We start from the raw sequence: 19,222 nt of genomic DNA, 5'->3' as shown, positions 1-19,222 counted from the left end.
CAGGAATTTAGTCTTTGCGGCCATAGGCAAGATCGCCTGCATCACCCAGCCCCGGAACAATGTAGGCGTGGGCCGTCAGCTCTTCATCCACCGCGGCTGCCCAGATCTTCAGTTTGCGGTGCGGCAGATGCTGGCGAACATATTCAATGCCCTGCGTACTGGCGATTATGGTTGCCACATGAATTTCTTCGGGCATTCCGAATTGGAACAATTCCTTAACCGACAACACAAGCGATGAACCTGTAGCAAGCATTGGGTCTGCAATTATGAGTGTTTTCCCTTCAATATCGGGACAACTGACATATTCCACCTGAATGGTAAAGCGGCCGTCCTTATGATGTTTCCGGAACGCTGAAATAAACGCACTTTCGGACTTATCAAAAATATTCAGAAAACCCTGATGAAAAGGCAAACCTGCACGCATAATGGTAGCAAGCACGGGCCATTTGTCAACTACAGGAACATCAACTTCGCCGAGCTGGGTTGTTACCTGACGGGGAACATAGCTGATTTTTTTACTGATTTCGTAGGCGAAAATTTCGCCCAAACGTTCCAGATTAGTTCTGAAACGCATGCTGTCCTGTTGAATCTCAGCATCCCGCAGCTCGCTGATAAACTGATTCACAATTGAGTTTTCCTTACCCAGATTATTTACCATGATTCCGTTTTGTTGATGTGGCTAAAGTACTTATTTTTTGCTTTTCGGTTTTCCGTTATTATTTTCCAGGCAGAAATCAGGCATTTTCCTGCTTCTGAAAGTTGAGATAAAAGCGCACAATGGCTTCTATTCCGTTCAGGAAATTTTCGACCCGAAAGTTTTCATTTGGCGAATGAATGGCATCGGACTCAAGTCCAAATCCCATGAGCAACGATTTCACACCCAAAATCTCCTCAAAAGTGGCAATAATCGGAATACTGCCTCCACTGCGGGTTGGAACAGGCCGCTTTCCGAAAATTTCGGTCAGTGCCGCATCCGCTGCCTGATATGCTTTTCCTTCAATTGGCATTACATAAGGCTGCCCACCGTGAAGAATGTCCACTTTAACTTTTGTTGAAGCCGGAGCAATATTTTCAAGATGTGCTTTGATCAGCTCTGCCACTTTATGGTTATTCTGATGAGGAACTAAACGTGCCGATAGCTTCGCATACGCTTTTGACGGAAGCACCGTTTTTGAGCCTTCTCCTGTATATCCGCCCCAGATGCCGCACATGTCCAGCGTTGGACGAATGCCGGTTCTTTCCAGGGTTGTATAACCCTCTTCGCCAAATAATTCAGCAACATCAATGGCTGATTTATAATTATCGACACTGAACGGCGCTTTATTCAGCGCAGTCCGCTCTGCATCGGACACTACCTCAACATCATCGTAAAATCCGGGAATTGTAATTCTGCCCTTGTCATCGGTGAGCGAAGCAATCATTTTCGAAAGCATATTGATCGGGTTGGCCACTGCCCCGCCGAAAAGCCCTGAATGCAGGTCGCGGTTGGGTCCGGTAAGCTCTATCTGCAGGTAGGTCAATCCCCGCAATCCTACAGTGATGCTTGGAATATCGGCAGCAATCATTCCTGTGTCTGAAACCAGAATAATATCCCCTTTCAGTCTGTCTTTGTTGCTTTTACACCATTCCACCATGGCCGGACTTCCGATTTCCTCCTCGCCTTCGATCATGAATTTAACATTGCATTTGAGCAAGTTGTTTTTCATGAGATATTCAAAGGCCTTGGCATGCATGAAACCTTGTCCTTTGTCGTCATCGGCGCCACGGGCATAAATTTTTTCATCAATGATAACCGGTTCGAAGGGATTTGTTTTCCACTCCGACAACGGGTCGACCGGCATCACGTCGTAATGGGCATAAACAATGACTGTAGGATAAGATGGATCGATTACCTTTTCACCATAAACCACAGGATTTCCGGTGGTGGGGCTCACTTCGGCAAAATCGGCACCAGCATCAAGAATGGATTTTTTCCAATATTCTGCGGCTAAAATCATGTCGTTTTTGTGAGCAGATTCACTTGAAATGGAAGGGATCCGAATCAAGTCGAACAATTCGTTCAGAAAGCGCTCCTTATTGTTTTCAATGTAGTTGCGTACGTCGTTCATTGTTGTGGATTTTGAAACAAAGATAACAATTTAAACATTCCATTTAGAGTCTGTTTTCCCTCGAAGGGTTTCGAACCCATCACGGGATTATAGCTAGCCGGAATGGTGAAATGTTTCAACAACCCGCCATTTTCAGACTGCACCCATCGACGTAACTATGGATGCAGCATTGGCAATTCAGCATAATATTTACACCAATCAAATAATTATTACTACTGCCATGCAACTTTCCATTGGCAAATAATATCTTTGCCAGACAAACCATTTTTCATTACCATGTTTCTTAGACGAATTACTGTTTTTTTTAGCCTGTTGTTGACATTATTTAGCTCCAATGCTCAAATTTCTGTCGGCTACATAGAAGGCACCCACTTCTACGTTTTGAAAAAGATGGCCGGCGTTCATCATCCGGCAAAAGAATATCACGGAACATTGACAATTTTAAAATAAACAAAAATGAAAACACTCCTATCCCGGATGTTTTTTGCACTGATAATCTTGCTATCCGGAATCAAAGGATACGGGCAGCTCACTGTGACTTCCAACCTCACGGCCTCACAATATGTTGATTTTCTTGTTGGCTCTGGTATTACTTACAGCAATGCTGTGTATACCGGCGCTGCAACATCAATAGCAAAATTTACAACTGGCGCAACCAATACCAATTTGGGACTGACTTCAGGAGTTGTGATGAGCACTGGATTTGTTATACCTGTCACTACCTCATTTCCTATTGGTAGTCCTGCTGTTAATTTTAATGACGAAATCACCAATGGTGGAACAGATGCAAATCTGCAAAATCTGGTTTCGTCAAATATCAGCGATGTCGCCAAAATTGAATTTGACTTCATCCCGGTTTCAGACACAATAAAATTTCGTTATGTATTTGGTTCTGAGGAATATCTGGAATGGGTTGGCACAAACTATAACGATGTGTTTGGGTTCTTTATTTCAGGTCCAAACCCGGCAGGATGAAGCTATAGCAGCCGTAATATTGCGCAAATTCCCAACACGACTCTGCCAGTAACAATTAACAATGTCAACAACACCTCCTACAGCCAGTATTTCGTAAATAACGAAGGGCTGGGAGGAACTACAATTGTTTTCGACGGCTTTACAACCGTGCTGACCGCATGGGCTTTGGTTACTCCCTGTGTTCAATACCACATCAAACTGGCTGTCGGGGATGTCGCTGATTATAACTTGGACTCCGGCGTTTTTCTCGAAGCCAACAGCTTCTCCAGCCCAACACTGAATGTAGCTTCAACCTATGTAAATGATGCTACTATCGGAAGCTTCGCCATGGAGGCTGGCTGCAACGATGTGACAACCTGTTTTTCATTATCAAGCACCCCGGCTACGAATTTTACGGTCAATTATACAATTCTTGGCACCGCAACCAATGGTGTTGATTATGCTACCATTCCAGCTTCTCTCACAATTCCTGCGGGCACCGACTCGGTTTGCCTGACCATCAGTCCAACCATGGACACACTGGTTGAAGGTCTTGAAACAATTATTCTGGTTCTGCAAAATCAAATCAGTTGCAACACAGTATCCGACACTGTTGAAATCATGATTCTGGACTATGACCAGATGAACGTGCTTATTGCGCCAGACACTTCGATATGTGCCGATACGGTTGCTGTTTGGGCACTCGGCAGCATGGGTGTTCCACCCTATACCTATAGCTGGAGCAATGGACTTCCTGCTGTAACAAACCATCTGGTTGCACCAATTACCACAACAACGTATGTTGTCACCGTTACAGACTACTGCAATCATACAGCAACCAATAACGTTGCCGTTACTGTGGGCATCGCCAATGTTGATGCGGGGCCCGACAAGACCATTTGCGAAGGACAGAATGCAACACTTACCGCTGTCACAACGGCCCCGGTTATCTGGAATACAGGAGCAACCCAAGCAAGCATTACTGTTTCCCCACCCCAGGATTCAACCTATATCGTTGTAGCTGGCTTAGGAGAGTGTGCCGACAGCGACACGGTGACCGTTTTTGTAAACATACAACCTGTTGTATCAGCTACAGCCCTACCCGATAGAATGTGCACCGGAGTAACATCGCAGATTTCAGCAAACGGAGCCGATGCGTTCCTTTGGCAAAGCAACCCGGTCGATGCAACACTCGATCAAACTCCGGGCGGAGTGAACGATCAGCTTCAGGTAACACCTGCTACTACTACTACTTATTCAGTCACCGGCTCCAACGCCAGTGGATGTTTTGCTACAGCAACCGTTCAGCTGACCGTAATTCCCAGTCCAGTGGCTTCATTTTTCTCTCAGCCGCCCTATGCATCGTCATTTAATCCGGTTATTCAGTTTTTCGACAATTCGCAGGGTGGGCCGGTACTTTGGAACTGGATTATGAGTGATGGCACAACTTACTCAGTCCCCGAATTCACCCATACTTATCCTTTGGATACCTGGGGCGAATTTCCAGTCACGCTTTATGTTGAAAATGCTGACGGATGCAAAGATTCTATCACGCAAACAATCACCATCAAACCAGATTACACCCTGTATTTTCCCAACGCCATCTCTCCAAACGGCGACGGTATTAACGATCGTTTCCATCTCAGCGGGCTTAATCTTCCGATTGAGGACTTTTTTATCCGCATCTATGACCGAACGGGCAATCTGGTGTTTTATTCATCGGTTCCTTCATTCGAATGGGATGGATATGTCAATGGTAAAGTAGTCCCTGATGCAGTTTATGCTTTCCGGCTTCAATTCAGAGATCCGAGCGGAATTGTTCATGTAAGGGATGGCGGCATTACTGTTATCTACTAACAATTCCGGCAAATTTCATGAATGCAGTAATTTTGTACTTTTGCAGTACAAATCAACATTATCATGAAAAAGAAAATAGCAATAAATGGTTTTGGCCGAATCGGACGCCTTACCTTTCAGGCTTTATTGAAAAACAACGATGTGGAAGTTGTGGCCATAAACGACCTCACTAATGCAAAAACGCTCGCTCACCTTCTCAAATACGACTCCGTTCACGGCCGTTTTGACGGAACAGTTATAGCTGACGAAAACAGCATCACTGTCAATGAAAAAAAATACATCATCTATGCCGAGAAGGAACCTGCCAATCTTCCATGGAAAGAACTTGGTGTGGATATCGTGGTTGAATGTACCGGCCGTTTCCGCAGCAGAGCTGATCTGCAGAAACATCTGGCTGCCGGTGCGCGTCGCGTGGCACTGAGTGTTCCTGCCGACAAAAGCGATGACGTTGACCTTACCGTTGTAATCGGAGTTAATGACAATCTGCTGAACAAAGAACATGTCCTTGTTAGCAATGCCAGCTGCACAACCAACTGTCTCGCTCCTGTTGCTAAAGTCTTGAACGACACTTTCGGCATCGAACACGGATTGATGAACACGATTCATTCCTATACCAACGATCAGATTATTCTCGACGCACCGCACAAAGATCTGCGCCGTGCGCGGGCTGCAGCAGTTTCAATCATCCCAACCAGCACCGGTGCTGCAAAAGCAATAGGCCTTGTGATTCCTGAACTCACCGGCAAACTCGACGGATTGTCGATGCGCGTTCCCACTCCGGATGGCTCTGTAGTTGACCTTACGGTTATTTTGAAAAAAACTGTCACTGCCCAGGAAATCAATACTGCCATGAAAGCCGCTGCTGACGGCCCAATGAAGGGTGTTCTCGAATACACCACAGATCCACTCGTTAGTGTCGATATCATTGACAACCCGCATTCATCTATTTTCGATTCACTGCTTACGCAGGTCATTAGCGGAAACATGGTGAAAATTGTTTCATGGTACGACAATGAATATGGCTACTCGCAGCGATTGGCCGACCTTGCAGTGAAACTCAGCAAACTCGATTAACATGAACCTACTTGTGGTTATATTAATCTGCGTTGCTCTTGTGGGACTGGCTGTTGCCGGCATCGCCATAAAGATGTTTTTAATAAAAGGCGGTGAGTTCAAAAAGCAATGCTCAACCAAGGACCCGAAAACAGGTGAGTCTATTGGTTGCAGCTGTGGCGGTCATGGAAAAACCTGTGATAATTCTTAATAATTTTCAGGTAAAAAAACAGAACCATGAGCCCTGTAATGAAACAAGAAAATCTGATGGATAATTACCCTGACGATAGTTACTACCGCATCGATCATTACGACGAAGAAACGCTGAACAAACTGAAAGTTCACTATTCCGAAATCCTAAAACATCTGGGCGAAGATCCGGAACGTGAAGGATTGCTGAAAACGCCCGAACGCGTTGCCAAATCCATGCAATTTCTCACGCATGGATATCATGCAAATCCTGAACAGATCCTGCGGTCAGCCATGTTTCGCGAAGACTACCGCGAAATGGTGATTGTAAAAGACATCGAAGTGTATTCCATGTGCGAACACCACATGCTCCCGTTTTTTGGAAAAGCACATGTGGCCTATATTCCCAATGGTTATATTGTTGGATTAAGTAAAATTCCCCGCATTGTTGACGCATTTTCGAGACGACTGCAGATACAGGAACGATTGACAACACAAATAAAAGACTGTTTGCAGGACGTGTTGAAACCACTTGGAGTGGCCGTTGTTATTGAAGCTCATCACCTCTGCATGATGATGCGTGGAATTCAAAAACAGAACAGCATAACCACTACTTCCGATTTTACCGGCGTATTCCGCAACGATAAAACCCGCGCGGAATTCATGACGCTGATAAGTACAAAACTTCATTAAAAAATCAACAAAAACAAATATGGAAAACAACACCAATTATTCAGATCCGCATGTTTTCACCAAAGAACAGGCAGGTGTCAAAAACAGCTTTATTGCTAAAGTTTTCTCCTGGATGTTTGCAGCGCTGCTCATTACAGCCGTGGTTTCATTTCTGTTCGGCTCGCAGGAATCTCTGATTCGTCTTTTGTATAGCGAATCAGGAATGACCATTCTTGGCTGGATAGTTATGCTTGCACCATTAGGCCTTGTTCTTCTGATGTCGTTTGGATACAACAAGCTTTCAGCAACAGCCATGTCTGCAATTTTTATTTTGTATTCAGCTTTGATGGGAGCCAGTCTTGGCTTTATTTTTCTTGCATTCCAACTCGGAACCATTGGGCTGGCATTCGTTGTCACCTCAGGTATGTTTGCCATCATGGCCATTGCCGGTTATACCACAAAAATGGATTTGACAAAATTCGGCAACATTCTGATGATTGCACTGACAGCCATTATCATTGGCAGCGTAGTGAATATGTTCATGCGAAACGACACCATGGATTTCATCATCACCATTGTAGGTGTACTCGTTTTCACAGGTCTGATTGCCTATGACATGCAACGCATCAAAAAGAACGCGGAATATGCCATGGCCAATCCCGAGGCCGGTCGAAAAATGGCTGTGTTCAGCGCTCTCAGTCTGTATCTCGACTTCATCAACCTCTTCCTGATGCTTCTGCGTCTCTTTGGAAGAAACGAATAATTTATTATCCCTTTTCCGAAAACACCTGATCATCCATTCAGGTGTTTTTTTGTGCACACCTTTTTTGTGGATTTCTGATTTTTACGTATCTTGAACTAAAATTCAAACCATGAAAAACACAGCACTTTTTATTCTGGCTGTTCTGATGCTTGCCTCTTGTGCAGCGCCAACACGCGCCTACCGCTCCGAATCGGTGAATTACAGATTTGATGGTGGTTATAAATCCAGTGAATCAACAAAAGAATCAGATCAACTGGCCGGCTTCAACGAAGATCAGATGATCATTTACAATGCAGGTGTTGGTATCACTGTGAAAAATCCGGATTCGGCGAGCGCCAGCGTTGTTGCCATTGCAAAAAAATATGATGGCTATGCCGTTTCTGTCTCGAATAATTATACTTCGGTGCGGGTGAAATCAGAACACCTGAACAGCGCGCTGAAAGAAATTGAAACACTCGGAAAAGTCACTTACAAAAACATCAGCGGCGAAGACATCACCATGGAATACAACAACCTGACGGTGCGGCTCGACAACGCAAACAAAGCCCGACAGCGATATCTGGAACTTCTTGCTAAAGCCGAAGACGTGAAAGCCGCGCTGGAAGTGGAAAAAGAGCTGGAGCGCCTGAATAAGGAAATCGATCTGCTCGAGGTGCAGCTCAGAAATATCAATCAGCAGGTCGACTACTCGCTCATCAATGTCTCCATTCAGGAACGCACCCAACCCGGTGTACTCGGATACATTTTTATTGGTTTGTACAAAGGCGTGAAGTGGCTGTTTGTGTGGAACTGAGTGATATAAGATATAAGATTTTTGATTTAAGATCTGAGATCTGATTTGGGATCTGGTTTCAAAATCTAATTTCAACCACTATCCTTCAAAAATCTAATATCTCAAATCTCATCTCGTAAATCTTTCGCTACTGCGAAAGTATTTTCACTTCGGTGCGGCGGTTTTTCTGACGCGCTTCGTCGCTGGTGCCGGTAGTTACGGGCATTGTTTCACCATAGCCTTTGGCCACAATCCGGTTGGCGGCAATTCCTTTTCTGATCAGATAATTCCGGACTGATTCTGATCGTTGTTGCGACAACGTAAGATTTGAAGCATCCTCGCCCACATCGTCGGTATGGCCGGCAATTTCAATAACCATGGCTGGTTTCAGCTTAAGCAGTTCTGCAAGTTCATCGAGTGAAGGAAAAGATTCGGGTCGTAATGTGGCTTTACCAAAATCGAAATAGACATTTTCGAGCTTAAACATTTTGGCCGGCTCATAAATTACTTCGACTTCATAAGTAGCAATGCCGGGTTCCGAAGGAACTTCCATCACACTGTAATCTTTTTCGGTAAAAAAATCCTTGTACGACATTTCATATTCGTCGCCTTCAGGCAAAAGTAATTTGGCCTGGGCATCTGCACCGGTAACAACTCTAAATGATTTCCCCGTTTTTTTGCTTTTAAAAGTAACAGTTTCGCCAACCGCATTGGGCTTCCCTTCCTGGTGAACCACAACAATGATCAGCGCCATTTCATCGGTAGGAACAAGTTCCTGCGCCCTGGCATCCATGAAAAAAAACAATAAAACAAAAGAAATCACCGGAATGAGAAATTTCGGGCTCGGCATAATTAATGAGATTTGTGTTATAAAGGTAAACGAAAACCGGGACCGGAATTGTATATTTCTCAAAAAATATTTTTGTCGAATCACATCGGAGTAAACGACATCAGCATTTCGAGTACGGTATCGACCTGATCGGCATCGTAGGCAACCCAGATATAAAGGCTGATATCGGTAAAGTCGGGATCGACAATAAGCATTGTGCCGACATTGTAGTCATTCTTTGTTCCTTCGAGCAATACGCCCCAATACCCGTTCATTTTTTCTTCGTCGAGTTCAACAATATCTCCGCTTACAAGAACTTCGTTTTCTGTTGTCCAGGTCCTTAACGAATTTTCCATTTCTTCCCATGTCAAACTTTCGTCGGTCCGTGGATAAATGCTCATCAGAATAGCTCCATTGGTTGCGCTGAATTTTTCCGAAGAAGACTCAGTAACTTCAAAATCTGAAGGAATTTTAAATTCAGTACTGTATTCCTCCCACTCATATTCTACCCAGGTCTGGGCAAATGAAAGCACGGGAACAATCAGAAAAAGCATCAAAGCTGAAAGGCGGGTAAGTGTTTTCATAAATAATTTTTTACTAAGATATTAAAAACGGGTGCATGTTTAATGCCCTGAATAAATTTTATGATTGATTTATATTCTTCTGCTTTTTCAGAAACGGATAAATAAAAACTGCCGCAAAAATAATCGAAGCTCCAGCATAAAAGCCAACAGACATGTGTTCGGATTCACCAAAAATCAGATAGGCCAGAATAATGGCATAGACCGGTTCAAGGTTGATATGCAGCACAACAAAAAACGCACTCATTTCTTTCATGAATCTTATTGCAGCTGTAAATGCATATGCCGAGCAGATACTTCCCAGCAAAATAAGATAAAACAGGTCGGAAGTGCCAGGCCAGAAATTGCTGAACGCTTCAGGCATCAGAAAAGGAAGTGCCCCCAGCGCAAAAATAAACGCAAACAGCATTTCGTACATGCTCAAAACAGAAGGGTGAACTTTTTCCTGCTGCTTTTTGTTGAGAACACTGAATAAAGAAGATAAAAAGTAACAGACAATGGCGGAAATAATGCCTTCGACATAGCGGCTCTCGAAACGGAAAATGATATAAATGCCGACAATGATAAAAATCCCAGTAACAATATCAAACCACGAAAATCGTTGCCGCAAAATGAGCGGTTCAAGCAACGCGGTAAACAGCGATCCCACACCCAGCAATCCTAGTGCTACAGAGACATTTGAAAGTTTAATGGCGTAGAAAAAAGTTGTCCAGTGTGCAGCCACAACCAGTCCGATTGAAATTGCTGAAAATATTTGTTTTCGGGTCAAAACAAGATTTTGCTTCCGGATTTTCAGAAACAAAAACAGCGTAACAAAGGCAATAAAAACCCTGAAAACAACCAGATGCGGTGCAGGCAATGAAATAAGCTTCCCCAGAATCCCTGTGAATCCGAGCAGCAGCACAACGAAATGCAATTCCAGATAAGACCGCAGAGAAAATTTCATATTGCTTTTTAATGCGGCGCAAAGATACATAAGAACATCGAACAAGGAACAAGGAAGTGAGAAGTGAAGAAGTGATGTAAGAACATCGAACAAGGAACAAGGAAGGAAGAAGTGTGAAGTAAAGAAAGAACACTGAATGATATAAGATAAAAGATTTTTGATTTTTGATGTGAGATTTTTGATTTTAGAAGTGGTAACGTTTGACGTGATGAGCAAGGCCGCTGTTTTCTAAGCCCCGACGCTGTCACGCTGAGCCCCGCCCTTGTCACGCTGAGCCCCGCTGTCATCATGAGTTTTTCGAAGCGGAGCGAAGAAAAGTATCGAAGGAGGCAGCGAGGCTCCGGAGACTGGCAAGCAACAAACAATTTTTGATTTCCCGAAATTAATTATTTTTGTATGTTTGCACATTAAACCATTTACTCAATGAAATACCTTAACAGTTTCGTAGTATTTGCCTTGATTATTGCCGGCATCGCTTTCAGCTCCTGCACAAAAATGAAAAAGGACAAAATTGACGAAACATGGAGACTAATCCGCGTAGATCAGGATTCCACAATCTCGTGGTTCGAATTGTGGGAGTTCCAGGGCGAAATGGTTTACATGACTATCCGTCCGACTGGCGGAACAACACTTGACACGATAGCCACTGCAGAATACTCGGTAAAGGCCGGTGCATCCAAAACAATTATCACCATGCAACAAAGCACCTACCCGATTTACAATGGTGACTGGGAAGTACTAACTGTCAATAAGGAAATGATGGTCATTCTGAATCGCACCGACGGAGAGTTTATTTACAGAGAGTTCATCAAAGAATAAAATGGCAAAAACCAAAACCGCATTTGTTTGTCAAAGTTGCGGTTCTCAATATCCCAAATGGAACGGAAAATGTCCCGGATGCGGCGAATGGAACACGCTGGTTGAAGAAGTTATTGCAGCTCAGCCTGCAAAAACTGTTGGTTTTGCAAAATCGGAGGATCCAAAAAGGCTGTCTGAAATAGAGTACTCATCCGGAAAACGTCAATCGCTTAATAACGCCGAACTCGATCGGGTGCTGGGTGGCGGCGTGGTTGAAGGCTCTGTCATACTTATTGGTGGCGAGCCGGGCATCGGCAAATCTACACTGATGCTGCAGGTGGCCATTACGCATCCCAGTATTAAAACCCTGTATGTTTCCGGTGAAGAAAGTCTGTACCAGATCAAAATGCGCGCTGAAAGACTTGGCGTTAAAAACGACAGCACCTATCTTCTCTCCGAAACAGATGTTCAGAGCATAATTGGTGCCTGCGAAAAAATGCAGCCCGACTGTTTGGTAATTGATTCAATCCAGACCATGCATACTGCCCGCATCGAATCATCGTCCGGCACCATCAGCCAGGTTCGCGAATGCGCGGCAGAGTTGCAGCAATATTCCAAAAAAAGCGGGGTGCCGGTTTTCATTATCGGACACATCACCAAAGACGGAAGCATTGCAGGTCCCAAAGTATTGGAACATATCGTCGATACTGTTCTGCAGTTCGAAGGCGACCGGCATCATGGATACAGAATTCTTCGAACGCTGAAAAACCGCTTCGGATCTGCCTCTGAGCTTGGTATTTTTGAAATGACCGCCAGTGGCCTCCGCGAAGTATCCAATCCTTCGGAGGTTTTTCTTTCAGACCGCGCCATAGATTTACCGGGAACAGCCATTGCAACAACCATGGAGGGTGTTCGTCCATTGTTGCTCGAAATACAGGCATTGGTGAGCCCGAGCCCCTACGGAAATCCGCAACGCAGCGCCAATGGTTTCGATCAGCGCCGCATGGGCATGCTGCTGGCCGTTCTCGAAAAACGCAGCGGCCTCCGCATGGGTGTGAATGATGTTTTTCTCAACGTAACCGGAGGCATCCGTGTTGACGATCCAGCGGTCGATCTTGCGGTTGTGAGTGCCCTCGCCTCCTCGTATCACGACATGATTATAGACAGCAAAATCTGCTTTGCAGCCGAAGTGGGTCTTTCAGGCGAAATAAGACCTGTTAGCCGCATTGAACAACGCATTTCCGAAGCCGACAAACTTGGTTTTAAAAATATAATCATTGCTGCTTCCAACAATAAGGCTCTTCCCAAAAAAGATTTTTCGATAAAAATAAATCCGGTATCAAGACTTCAGGATGTATGGAAAATTATTTTCAGTTGATTAATTTTGCAACATGAAAATTATTCAAATAATTACCGAAGCCTGGAAAATAGATGCCGGCGTTGCTTTCGGTGTAATCCCCCGCTCGATCTGGAGCCGCTTTTATGATGTTGGCGAAGACAACCTCATTCCGCTTACCAATCGTTGTCTGCTTGTAGAGACTTCGAACCGGCTTGTTCTGATCGAAACCGGATTCGGAAATAAAAGAGATGAAAAATATTATCAGTATAAATATATTTCTGAACGCACTTCGCTTGCACATGCTATCCAAAACGCAGGATACAAGACCGATTCAGTAACCGATGTCATTTTTACGCACTTGCACGACGATCATTGCGGTGGTGCTGTAATCCGCGCTCAGAGCGGTGAATCAGAAATCGTGTGTCCGAATGCAAAACACTGGGTAAGCAAAAAGCAATGGGAATCGGCCATGAATCCCAATAAACGCGAAGCTGCCGCCTATTTTGCCGAAAACATTCTGCCGCTGCACGAAAACGAGCTGATGTGTTTTGTTGAAAAAGAAGAAGAAATTATTCCCGGCATTTCGGTGCTGCTGCGCGACGGTCACACCGCCGGACAAATGTTGCCGCTTTTACACACCCCTTCACGAAAATGGCTCTACGCCTCCGATTTCATTCCTTCCATTTCGCACATTTCACCTGTATGGGTTGCATCGGTAGATGTAATGCCGATTCTGGCGCTCGAAGAAAAAGAAATATTTCTGCAAAAAGCCATAGAAGAAAACATCGGTTTAATTTTCGAACACGATTATTGCAATGAAGCCGCCACGGTTGTGAAAAGCATTAAGGGATTTGAGGGAGTACCAACCTCAATCAGATAAAGGTAATGCTTATAATTAATTTCCAAAACGTGGGTTCACCACGGTATTGTAAATGGAGCCAAAGGTGTAGCTCAAACCCAGACTCACGTAATACGAATATTGTGTTTGCATCTGCCTTTGCTGAAGCAACAGTTCTTCCTGCGACACATCGCCCTTTGGCAATCCAAGCTGATCGTGAATCATGCTGTAATAGGCATAGACAGATAGTTCCAGGCCTTTGAACAAGCGGAAGGAGGTGTTGAGATATACATCGACACTGTTTTTACTCAGATCATGCATATAGGTGTTTCCGGTAACCGATCCGCTCAGGCTTCCCCATTTCTGCACCACTTCGGCCGCCACGCCCAGTGTTTGCGCAAACAGCAGCTCCCTGGTTTTGTCGAAAATGGTAGTGTCGTTGTAAATGTTATATTTTGGTCCTATTGTATAAACACAGCGCACCTGGCGGGTTGTGGCCTCTTTATATGGAAAAATATCGTATTCAATTCCTGGCGTCAGCGTTGCAGAAAAGTTAATGTTGCTGTAGGTCGATGAATTGGCTGCGCCGAACAATCCCCAAGACCAGTGATTTGAGATAGATCCTATATAATCGGCCGAACTATAAATACTTCGGTTAATTGATTTGTAGTAATAGTCGATTTCTTCGTACGAATAGCTTGATTCGCTGTAGCTGTTTCCAAAAGAAAAAGATGTTTTCCATTCAGGCAATACCTTGTATATATTAAAGGAATTGTAGTTCGACAGCGATTTATAGCTCTTCTGTCCGTTCAGATAAAAGCTCCCGCTCACACTGGCCACCCAGTTGTTCCATTTATCTATAGGCGGAGCCGTGGTATCGGGCGCGTTGTACTGAATTGAAAGAAAACTGGCAGCATCGGTTTTAATAACGTATTGCATTAATCCCAACTTGAATGTTGCAATGTATTTGTCACGGATCATTTCTTCGGTTGCATCGGACGGAACAGAGAAAGCAAGGGTATCGTCGATGCCTTCAAAATTTTTCAACCCATAAAACATAACGCTGTATCTGGCACCGCCCGATCCATTCATCTCAGAGGTCATAATAATCTGAACCTGGGCCTCGGAGCGGTCACGGACATTATTGACAAATCCAATTTCTTCCTTTATAAAATTCATGTCACAATAAGCACAGTCAAAATACACCCTGATCTTGTCAGAACCTGCAGTGGCTTTGTTTAGAGATGGACTTTGACCCATGAGGAAAACAGAGACCATCATGACCAGAATAAATAAACAAGTGTTTTTCATGCCCGTTAAATTAATGCAAATATAACTTGATTCCGGGTAGAAATATTGCATAATTATAGCAAGAAGTGAAAAACACCAATCAATAGAGCAATCATACTGCTGTATCAGAAGAAGAGGATGTCTCAAAATTGAAAATAGTTACGATATTCTATCGTTCCGGTCGGTTTTGTTGTCGTTGAAATTATTCCGACCGGAATATGGAATCGTCGTAACAGCTTCAGAAACAACGATTCCATATCCTTTCGCTTCTGTGTCGCTTTCGGACGATGGAATATTGTTTCTGAAGAAGACGTCGTTTTGAGACATCCACTTTTCTAAACAGGCCGGAACGGTGGAAGGTGGAATGTAGTTTTTGCCTCCGCATCAACCACCTTTATCCGTAACGGATCAGGTGTCTATAGACTACTTAAAATTCGCTTTGGCTTTACTTCAATCCAAGCTCTTTCAGTTTCGATTCGGATGGTATTCCCTCTTTCGACCAGCCGCGCAGCGAATAGTATTCATCAAGCATTGGCTCCAGCTCGATTTTATGGCCTTTGGAGTGTCCGCACTTGAATGGTTCTTCCAGCAAGCGTTTGGGGAGGGTGTCATCTTTCCGGGTGAGTCCTTCACGAACGTTGTACATCTTTTCGATGTTCCAGATACGTTCACCCATTTTCAGCAGCTCATTGCCATCGATTTCGCGTCCGGTAATTCCTGCAAGCATTTCGGCATACAGATCGGGATTAAGTGCAAAATTTGTGAATACGCAATTGCACATGGAGTCGATAGTGGCAGTGAGATTCTGATATAAAATGGTCAGACCGGGTTTTCCGGCTGCAGTGAATCGGTCAATCAAAACAGGAGTTCCGAGTGCTTCGGGTCCAACCATGTAGGCTCTGAGGTGGCAACCGCCCCTGTTGTTCGTTGCCAATGAAATGGCCATTCCGTGGAATCCGCGCGGATCATACGCTGGCAATTCAAGCCCTTTCACATGCATGGCCAGTTCCGGATGACCAAAATGCGCTGCCATACGTGCACTGCCCATAGCCAGATATTTACCAAAACCTTCCATGGTGCCAATCAGGCGGCTATATAAAACAATGGCCTTCGTGTCGCCAAATTTAAGATCATGACCCAGCTCAGCGCGGATCATTTTCATTGTCTCCTCATCGAGAAATCCTTTTTCCGACAATTCCATGGCACAGGCAATGGTGCTGCCTGCCGAAATGGTGTCGATACCCATATCGTTGCAATTGTAATTGGCATTGGTGATTTCGTCGAGGTCTTTGATACCTGAGAGAGCTCCAAATGCCCAAAGTGTTTCGAATTCCGGTCCTTTTCCGTCGCGCGACGGAGTGCGGCTCATGTGAACACAACTGATGGGACAGCCGCGACAGGGTTCGCTTTTGACAAAGTTGAATTCTCTGAAAGTTTCTCCGCTGATAGAATCAATATCTACGAAATATCCATCCTGAAAATTATTGGTGGGAAAAGCACCGTAATGATTAATGACTTTAACAAGAGCAAGCGTGCCATATTCTTTCAATACGTCTTTTGTCAAAGGAGCCTCGCCAATGAATCTTCTCCAATTCTTGTTTGCAGCATCAAATTTTCCCTTATCGCCTATCGGTGTTTCAACGCTTCCTTTACACACCAGTGCTTTCAGGTTTTTTGAGCCCATCACAGCACCAAGTCCGGAGCGACCGACTGAATGATGTTTGTCATTCATGATTGAAGCAATCGGGGATAGATTTTCACCAGCCGGGCCAATACAGGCAATGGCCGCCTTGGCATTGGTTTCCTCAATCAATTTATCACAGACAGCAGGCACAAGCTGTCCCCACAAATGCGATGCGTCGTGGATGGTAACATTTCCCTCTTCAATATAAACATATACCGGTTTATTGGCTTTTCCTTCAAATGCCACCACGTCGAAGCCGGTACCTTTGAGTTGTAAACCAAAATGTCCACCTGAACTTGAACCGGCTGCAGTTCCGGTTAAGGGTGACTTGGCAACTACTTCAAAGCGCGAGTGCGTTGGAATATTAGTTCCCTGCGAAGGCCCGGTAAGGAAATACAGTTTGTTTTCCGGCCCCAGCGGATCAATTCCGGCGGCAGTTTCGTCATAGAGAAGTTTAACGCCAAGTCCTCTGCCACCAATATAATCGAGCAGCAGGTTTTCATCCAGATCTTCTATTTTATATGAGAGGGATGACAGGTCAACACGCAGAAGTTTGCCGTGGTATCCACCTTTGATTTTATTGTATTCGCTCATATTCGGTAGTTTAAAAATCTTTGTTTTTCAGGTAAAATTTGTACTGGCACTCCTGACAATACGTATTGCTTTCTTCACGAATCTCTCTGCGGACCTTGTCTTTCATATGATAAGGACAAACGGTGCAGGGAATCACCTGTGCTTTCAGCCATTCTTCTGAAGAATAGCGGAGATAGCCCATGGACGAGAAAATGAACAGCGGAGCGCTGGTTCCGATGCGGAAAAGACTGGGGTTTTGCAGTTCGGGTTTCTTTGCCCCGGCATACAATAGCCGCAACGCAGTCATTGCGTCAGAGATGCCTCCTGCAGCCTTGACCCCAAAACTGTCACCGACTACTTCGCGCATAATTCTGATGTGCTCTGGTGTGGCGCCATAAGGATCCATGCCGGTAGAATTTTTAATAAACTGAGCTTTCGATTTCAAAACAAGCTCAGATATTTTATAAACTTCTGTTTCGGTGAGTTCCGAAGAGCGCACGATTACTTTTACAAGTTCACCATCGGCAGCATCGCACATCGCGTTGATTTCTTCAAGTGTGTATGCAGGGTCTTTTTTAAACCGGCCTACATTTATTACGATGTCAATATCGATATGACCTTTTCCTTCGCCGCGCAGTTCACGGCTTTTTTTGACTGTGTCAGCCGTCATGCAGGCTTTGACATCGATTTCCATTTTGCCAAGTGGAAAGTCCATTACGTAAGTTTCATTTACGCCTGATCCTTTCAGCAAAGTCGGAAGAACATCCACTTCGACGGGATTAACGCACACCGAAGCACACTTGAGCGAAATAGCCCACTCGGCCATTTTTTCCATTTTAGGTCCTAAGGTGTCGGCCTTCAGGTCGGTAACATCGAGAAACGATGCCAGTTTCGAAGGAGTGAAACTTTTTACAAGTTCCAGCATTTCATCCTCGGGAAATTTTACCAAAGGCATGGTTTTCATTCTGGTTTCTGCCATGATTACTATTGTTAAGATTCTTTGTAAGAAACAATTTCCAAAGATACGAAAAAAGAATATTTACAAGCTGTCAATAAGTTGTGAATACTATTGTCAGTCGGTCAATTCAGACAATTCTATTATTATTTGACTTTTGAAATCGCTGTAAACTATTTTTTCAAAAAAAACATTCATCCGATTTTCTTACATCCAAAGATGAAACAACAGATGAAATATTTTCAACTACCGTAATAACATCAAAGCAATGGCAATGCGCCTATCCAGATACTTTCCGATCAAAATCCTTCGGAGAAATAAACGGAATATTAATACTCCCCATCATTCTGGTCACGAATTTTCCTGAAGCATTAATCCAGTTATGGTGCAGTGCTTTCTGCAACACCGGCTCAGTAAGTGCTTCGAACCGGTAACCCTGACTGATGTAATGTTCAAGATATCTGGGCAAGGTGTATTTCAACCGTGGAATTGCTTTCAGATTTTCGTGAAAAACCACAATGGAACCTCTTTTTGTAAATCGCATTACGTTGCGCAGACAGCGGGCCGGAGTGGTATTATTGTCGAAATCGTAGCTCAGAACTGTCCATAAAACAATATAGACCTGATCCTTCATCCGGTTTATCTGCCAGGGAGTGATATGACCGTAAGGAGGCCTGAACATATTTCCCGGAATGAAGTCGAAACCCCGCTGAATATTCTGTTCGTATTCGTCCGAATTTTTTTTCCAGCCATCGCAATGATTGTGGGTGTGGTTTCCAACCGAATGTCCCTGCTCAATTATTTCACGCAGCAGATGCGGATGTTTCCGTGCATTATCGCCCACGCAAAAAAAAGTCGCTTTAGCATTAAACTTACGGAGCGTTTCAAGAACAAACGGCGTCAATTCGGGAATAGGCCCGTCGTCGAATGTGAGATAAATAATTTTCTCATTACCCGGAATGCGCCATATGCAATTCCGGGTATTGAGATCCTTGAGTATGTAGGGCCTTACGACATACAT

Annotated in this window: 19 protein-coding genes; 10 read left to right on the top strand and 9 right to left on the bottom strand. The window is 44.3% G+C overall.

What is annotated here, in order from left to right:
- Window positions 1-7 precede the first annotated feature (7 nt).
- Together A2W93_10400 and A2W93_10395 are read right to left on the bottom strand one after the other, a co-directional pair.
- Entirely contained in the window at window positions 8-661 is a 654-nt protein-coding gene (locus tag A2W93_10400; GenBank protein ID OFY52931.1) for a uracil phosphoribosyltransferase, read from the bottom strand.
- Between the two features lie 73 nt (window positions 662-734).
- The gene (locus A2W93_10395; protein ID OFY52930.1) at window positions 735-2,108 is read right to left on the bottom strand and encodes a peptidase M20; all 1,374 of its coding nucleotides are present in this window, start codon (window positions 2,106-2,108) and stop codon (window positions 735-737) included.
- 477 nt (window positions 2,109-2,585) lie between these two features.
- On the opposite strand from A2W93_10395, the gene A2W93_10390 reads away from it, so the two are divergent.
- The 7 genes from A2W93_10390 (at window position 2,586) to A2W93_10360 (ending at window position 8,389) form a co-directional block, all read left to right on the top strand.
- Complete coding sequence (locus A2W93_10390; GenBank protein ID OFY52929.1) at window positions 2,586-3,083, top strand: hypothetical protein; 498 nt, start codon at window positions 2,586-2,588, stop codon at window positions 3,081-3,083.
- A gap of 147 nt (window positions 3,084-3,230) precedes the next feature.
- Entirely contained in the window at window positions 3,231-4,919 is a 1,689-nt protein-coding gene (locus A2W93_10385) for a hypothetical protein (GenBank protein ID OFY52928.1), read from the top strand.
- A gap of 60 nt (window positions 4,920-4,979) precedes the next feature.
- On the top strand, window positions 4,980-5,993 hold the full coding sequence (locus A2W93_10380; GenBank protein ID OFY52927.1) for a type I glyceraldehyde-3-phosphate dehydrogenase: 1,014 nt from the start codon (window positions 4,980-4,982) through the stop codon (window positions 5,991-5,993).
- A gap of 1 nt (window position 5,994) precedes the next feature.
- Window positions 5,995-6,183, top strand: coding sequence for a hypothetical protein (locus A2W93_10375; GenBank protein ID OFY52926.1), 189 nt, complete (start codon window positions 5,995-5,997; stop codon window positions 6,181-6,183).
- 38 nt (window positions 6,184-6,221) lie between these two features.
- The gene (locus tag A2W93_10370) at window positions 6,222-6,854 is read left to right on the top strand and encodes a GTP cyclohydrolase I FolE (GenBank protein OFY53002.1); all 633 of its coding nucleotides are present in this window, start codon (window positions 6,222-6,224) and stop codon (window positions 6,852-6,854) included.
- Window positions 6,855-6,873: 19 nt separating this feature from the next.
- On the top strand, window positions 6,874-7,596 hold the full coding sequence (locus A2W93_10365) for a hypothetical protein (GenBank protein ID OFY52925.1): 723 nt from the start codon (window positions 6,874-6,876) through the stop codon (window positions 7,594-7,596).
- Window positions 7,597-7,705: 109 nt separating this feature from the next.
- Entirely contained in the window at window positions 7,706-8,389 is a 684-nt protein-coding gene (locus tag A2W93_10360; GenBank protein ID OFY52924.1) for a hypothetical protein, read from the top strand.
- A gap of 127 nt (window positions 8,390-8,516) precedes the next feature.
- On the opposite strand, the gene A2W93_10355 is transcribed toward A2W93_10360, so the two are convergent.
- The 3 genes from A2W93_10355 to A2W93_10345 all read right to left on the bottom strand — a co-directional run bounded on the left by A2W93_10355 (window position 8,517) and on the right by A2W93_10345 (window position 10,724).
- Window positions 8,517-9,218, bottom strand: a complete 702-nt coding sequence (locus A2W93_10355; GenBank protein ID OFY52923.1) for a hypothetical protein — start codon at window positions 9,216-9,218, stop codon at window positions 8,517-8,519.
- Between the two features lie 80 nt (window positions 9,219-9,298).
- Complete coding sequence (locus tag A2W93_10350; protein ID OFY52922.1) at window positions 9,299-9,781, bottom strand: hypothetical protein; 483 nt, start codon at window positions 9,779-9,781, stop codon at window positions 9,299-9,301.
- A gap of 58 nt (window positions 9,782-9,839) precedes the next feature.
- Complete coding sequence (locus A2W93_10345) at window positions 9,840-10,724, bottom strand: hypothetical protein (protein OFY52921.1); 885 nt, start codon at window positions 10,722-10,724, stop codon at window positions 9,840-9,842.
- 423 nt (window positions 10,725-11,147) lie between these two features.
- Here A2W93_10345 and A2W93_10340 point away from each other — a divergent pair, with 423 nt between their 5' ends.
- Genes A2W93_10340 through A2W93_10330 form a run of 3 tightly spaced genes read left to right on the top strand, consistent with a single transcriptional unit; the run spans window position 11,148 to window position 13,741 of the window.
- Window positions 11,148-11,543 carry a hypothetical protein gene (locus A2W93_10340; protein OFY52920.1) on the top strand — a complete coding sequence of 132 codons (396 nt, stop codon included), beginning with the start codon at window positions 11,148-11,150 and terminating at the stop codon, window positions 11,541-11,543.
- A gap of 1 nt (window position 11,544) precedes the next feature.
- Entirely contained in the window at window positions 11,545-12,900 is a 1,356-nt protein-coding gene (locus A2W93_10335) for a DNA repair protein RadA (GenBank protein OFY52919.1), read from the top strand.
- Between the two features lie 13 nt (window positions 12,901-12,913).
- Window positions 12,914-13,741, top strand: a complete 828-nt coding sequence (locus tag A2W93_10330) for a hypothetical protein (protein ID OFY52918.1) — start codon at window positions 12,914-12,916, stop codon at window positions 13,739-13,741.
- Window positions 13,742-13,756: 15 nt separating this feature from the next.
- On the opposite strand, the gene A2W93_10325 is transcribed toward A2W93_10330, so the two are convergent.
- The 4 genes from A2W93_10325 to A2W93_10310 all read right to left on the bottom strand — a co-directional run bounded on the left by A2W93_10325 (window position 13,757) and on the right by A2W93_10310 (window position 19,222).
- Window positions 13,757-15,010, bottom strand: coding sequence for a hypothetical protein (locus A2W93_10325; GenBank protein OFY52917.1), 1,254 nt, complete (start codon window positions 15,008-15,010; stop codon window positions 13,757-13,759).
- A gap of 424 nt (window positions 15,011-15,434) precedes the next feature.
- Window positions 15,435-17,267, bottom strand: a complete 1,833-nt coding sequence (locus A2W93_10320) for a hypothetical protein (protein ID OFY52916.1) — start codon at window positions 17,265-17,267, stop codon at window positions 15,435-15,437.
- A gap of 10 nt (window positions 17,268-17,277) precedes the next feature.
- The gene (locus tag A2W93_10315) at window positions 17,278-18,225 is read right to left on the bottom strand and encodes a deoxyribose-phosphate aldolase (protein OFY52915.1); all 948 of its coding nucleotides are present in this window, start codon (window positions 18,223-18,225) and stop codon (window positions 17,278-17,280) included.
- A gap of 256 nt (window positions 18,226-18,481) precedes the next feature.
- Window positions 18,482-19,222 (bottom strand): hypothetical protein, encoded by a 741-nt coding sequence (locus tag A2W93_10310; protein ID OFY52914.1) that lies wholly within the window; start codon window positions 19,220-19,222, stop codon window positions 18,482-18,484.

It is taken from the genome of Bacteroidetes bacterium GWF2_43_63, assembly GCA_001769275.1.
Taxonomy (GTDB): Bacteria; Bacteroidota; Bacteroidia; order Bacteroidales; family DTU049; genus GWF2-43-63.
The sequence above is the reverse complement of the archived record's forward strand: the minus strand, read 5'-3'. Positions and strand labels throughout refer to the sequence as shown.

What these genes read in the sequence shown, in the direction of transcription:
- A2W93_10395 (OFY52930.1), bottom strand. Translation starts at nt 2,108, where the DNA reads ATGAACGACGTACGCAACTACATTGAAAACAATAAGGAGCGCTTTCTG.
- A2W93_10390 (OFY52929.1), top strand. Translation starts at nt 2,586, where the DNA reads ATGTTTTTTGCACTGATAATCTTGCTATCCGGAATCAAAGGATACGGG.
- A2W93_10375 (OFY52926.1), top strand. Translation starts at nt 5,995, where the DNA reads ATGAACCTACTTGTGGTTATATTAATCTGCGTTGCTCTTGTGGGACTG.
- A2W93_10370 (OFY53002.1), top strand. Translation starts at nt 6,222, where the DNA reads ATGAAACAAGAAAATCTGATGGATAATTACCCTGACGATAGTTACTAC.
- A2W93_10365 (OFY52925.1), top strand. Translation starts at nt 6,874, where the DNA reads ATGGAAAACAACACCAATTATTCAGATCCGCATGTTTTCACCAAAGAA.
- A2W93_10360 (OFY52924.1), top strand. Translation starts at nt 7,706, where the DNA reads ATGAAAAACACAGCACTTTTTATTCTGGCTGTTCTGATGCTTGCCTCT.
- A2W93_10355 (OFY52923.1), bottom strand. Translation starts at nt 9,218, where the DNA reads ATGCCGAGCCCGAAATTTCTCATTCCGGTGATTTCTTTTGTTTTATTG.
- A2W93_10350 (OFY52922.1), bottom strand. Translation starts at nt 9,781, where the DNA reads ATGAAAACACTTACCCGCCTTTCAGCTTTGATGCTTTTTCTGATTGTT.
- A2W93_10345 (OFY52921.1), bottom strand. Translation starts at nt 10,724, where the DNA reads ATGAAATTTTCTCTGCGGTCTTATCTGGAATTGCATTTCGTTGTGCTG.
- A2W93_10340 (OFY52920.1), top strand. Translation starts at nt 11,148, where the DNA reads ATGAAATACCTTAACAGTTTCGTAGTATTTGCCTTGATTATTGCCGGC.
- A2W93_10335 (OFY52919.1), top strand. Translation starts at nt 11,545, where the DNA reads ATGGCAAAAACCAAAACCGCATTTGTTTGTCAAAGTTGCGGTTCTCAA.
- A2W93_10330 (OFY52918.1), top strand. Translation starts at nt 12,914, where the DNA reads ATGAAAATTATTCAAATAATTACCGAAGCCTGGAAAATAGATGCCGGC.
- A2W93_10325 (OFY52917.1), bottom strand. Translation starts at nt 15,010, where the DNA reads ATGAAAAACACTTGTTTATTTATTCTGGTCATGATGGTCTCTGTTTTC.
- A2W93_10320 (OFY52916.1), bottom strand. Translation starts at nt 17,267, where the DNA reads ATGAGCGAATACAATAAAATCAAAGGTGGATACCACGGCAAACTTCTG.
- A2W93_10315 (OFY52915.1), bottom strand. Translation starts at nt 18,225, where the DNA reads ATGGCAGAAACCAGAATGAAAACCATGCCTTTGGTAAAATTTCCCGAG.
- A2W93_10310 (OFY52914.1), bottom strand. Translation starts at nt 19,222, where the DNA reads ATGTATGTCGTAAGGCCCTACATACTCAAGGATCTCAATACCCGGAAT.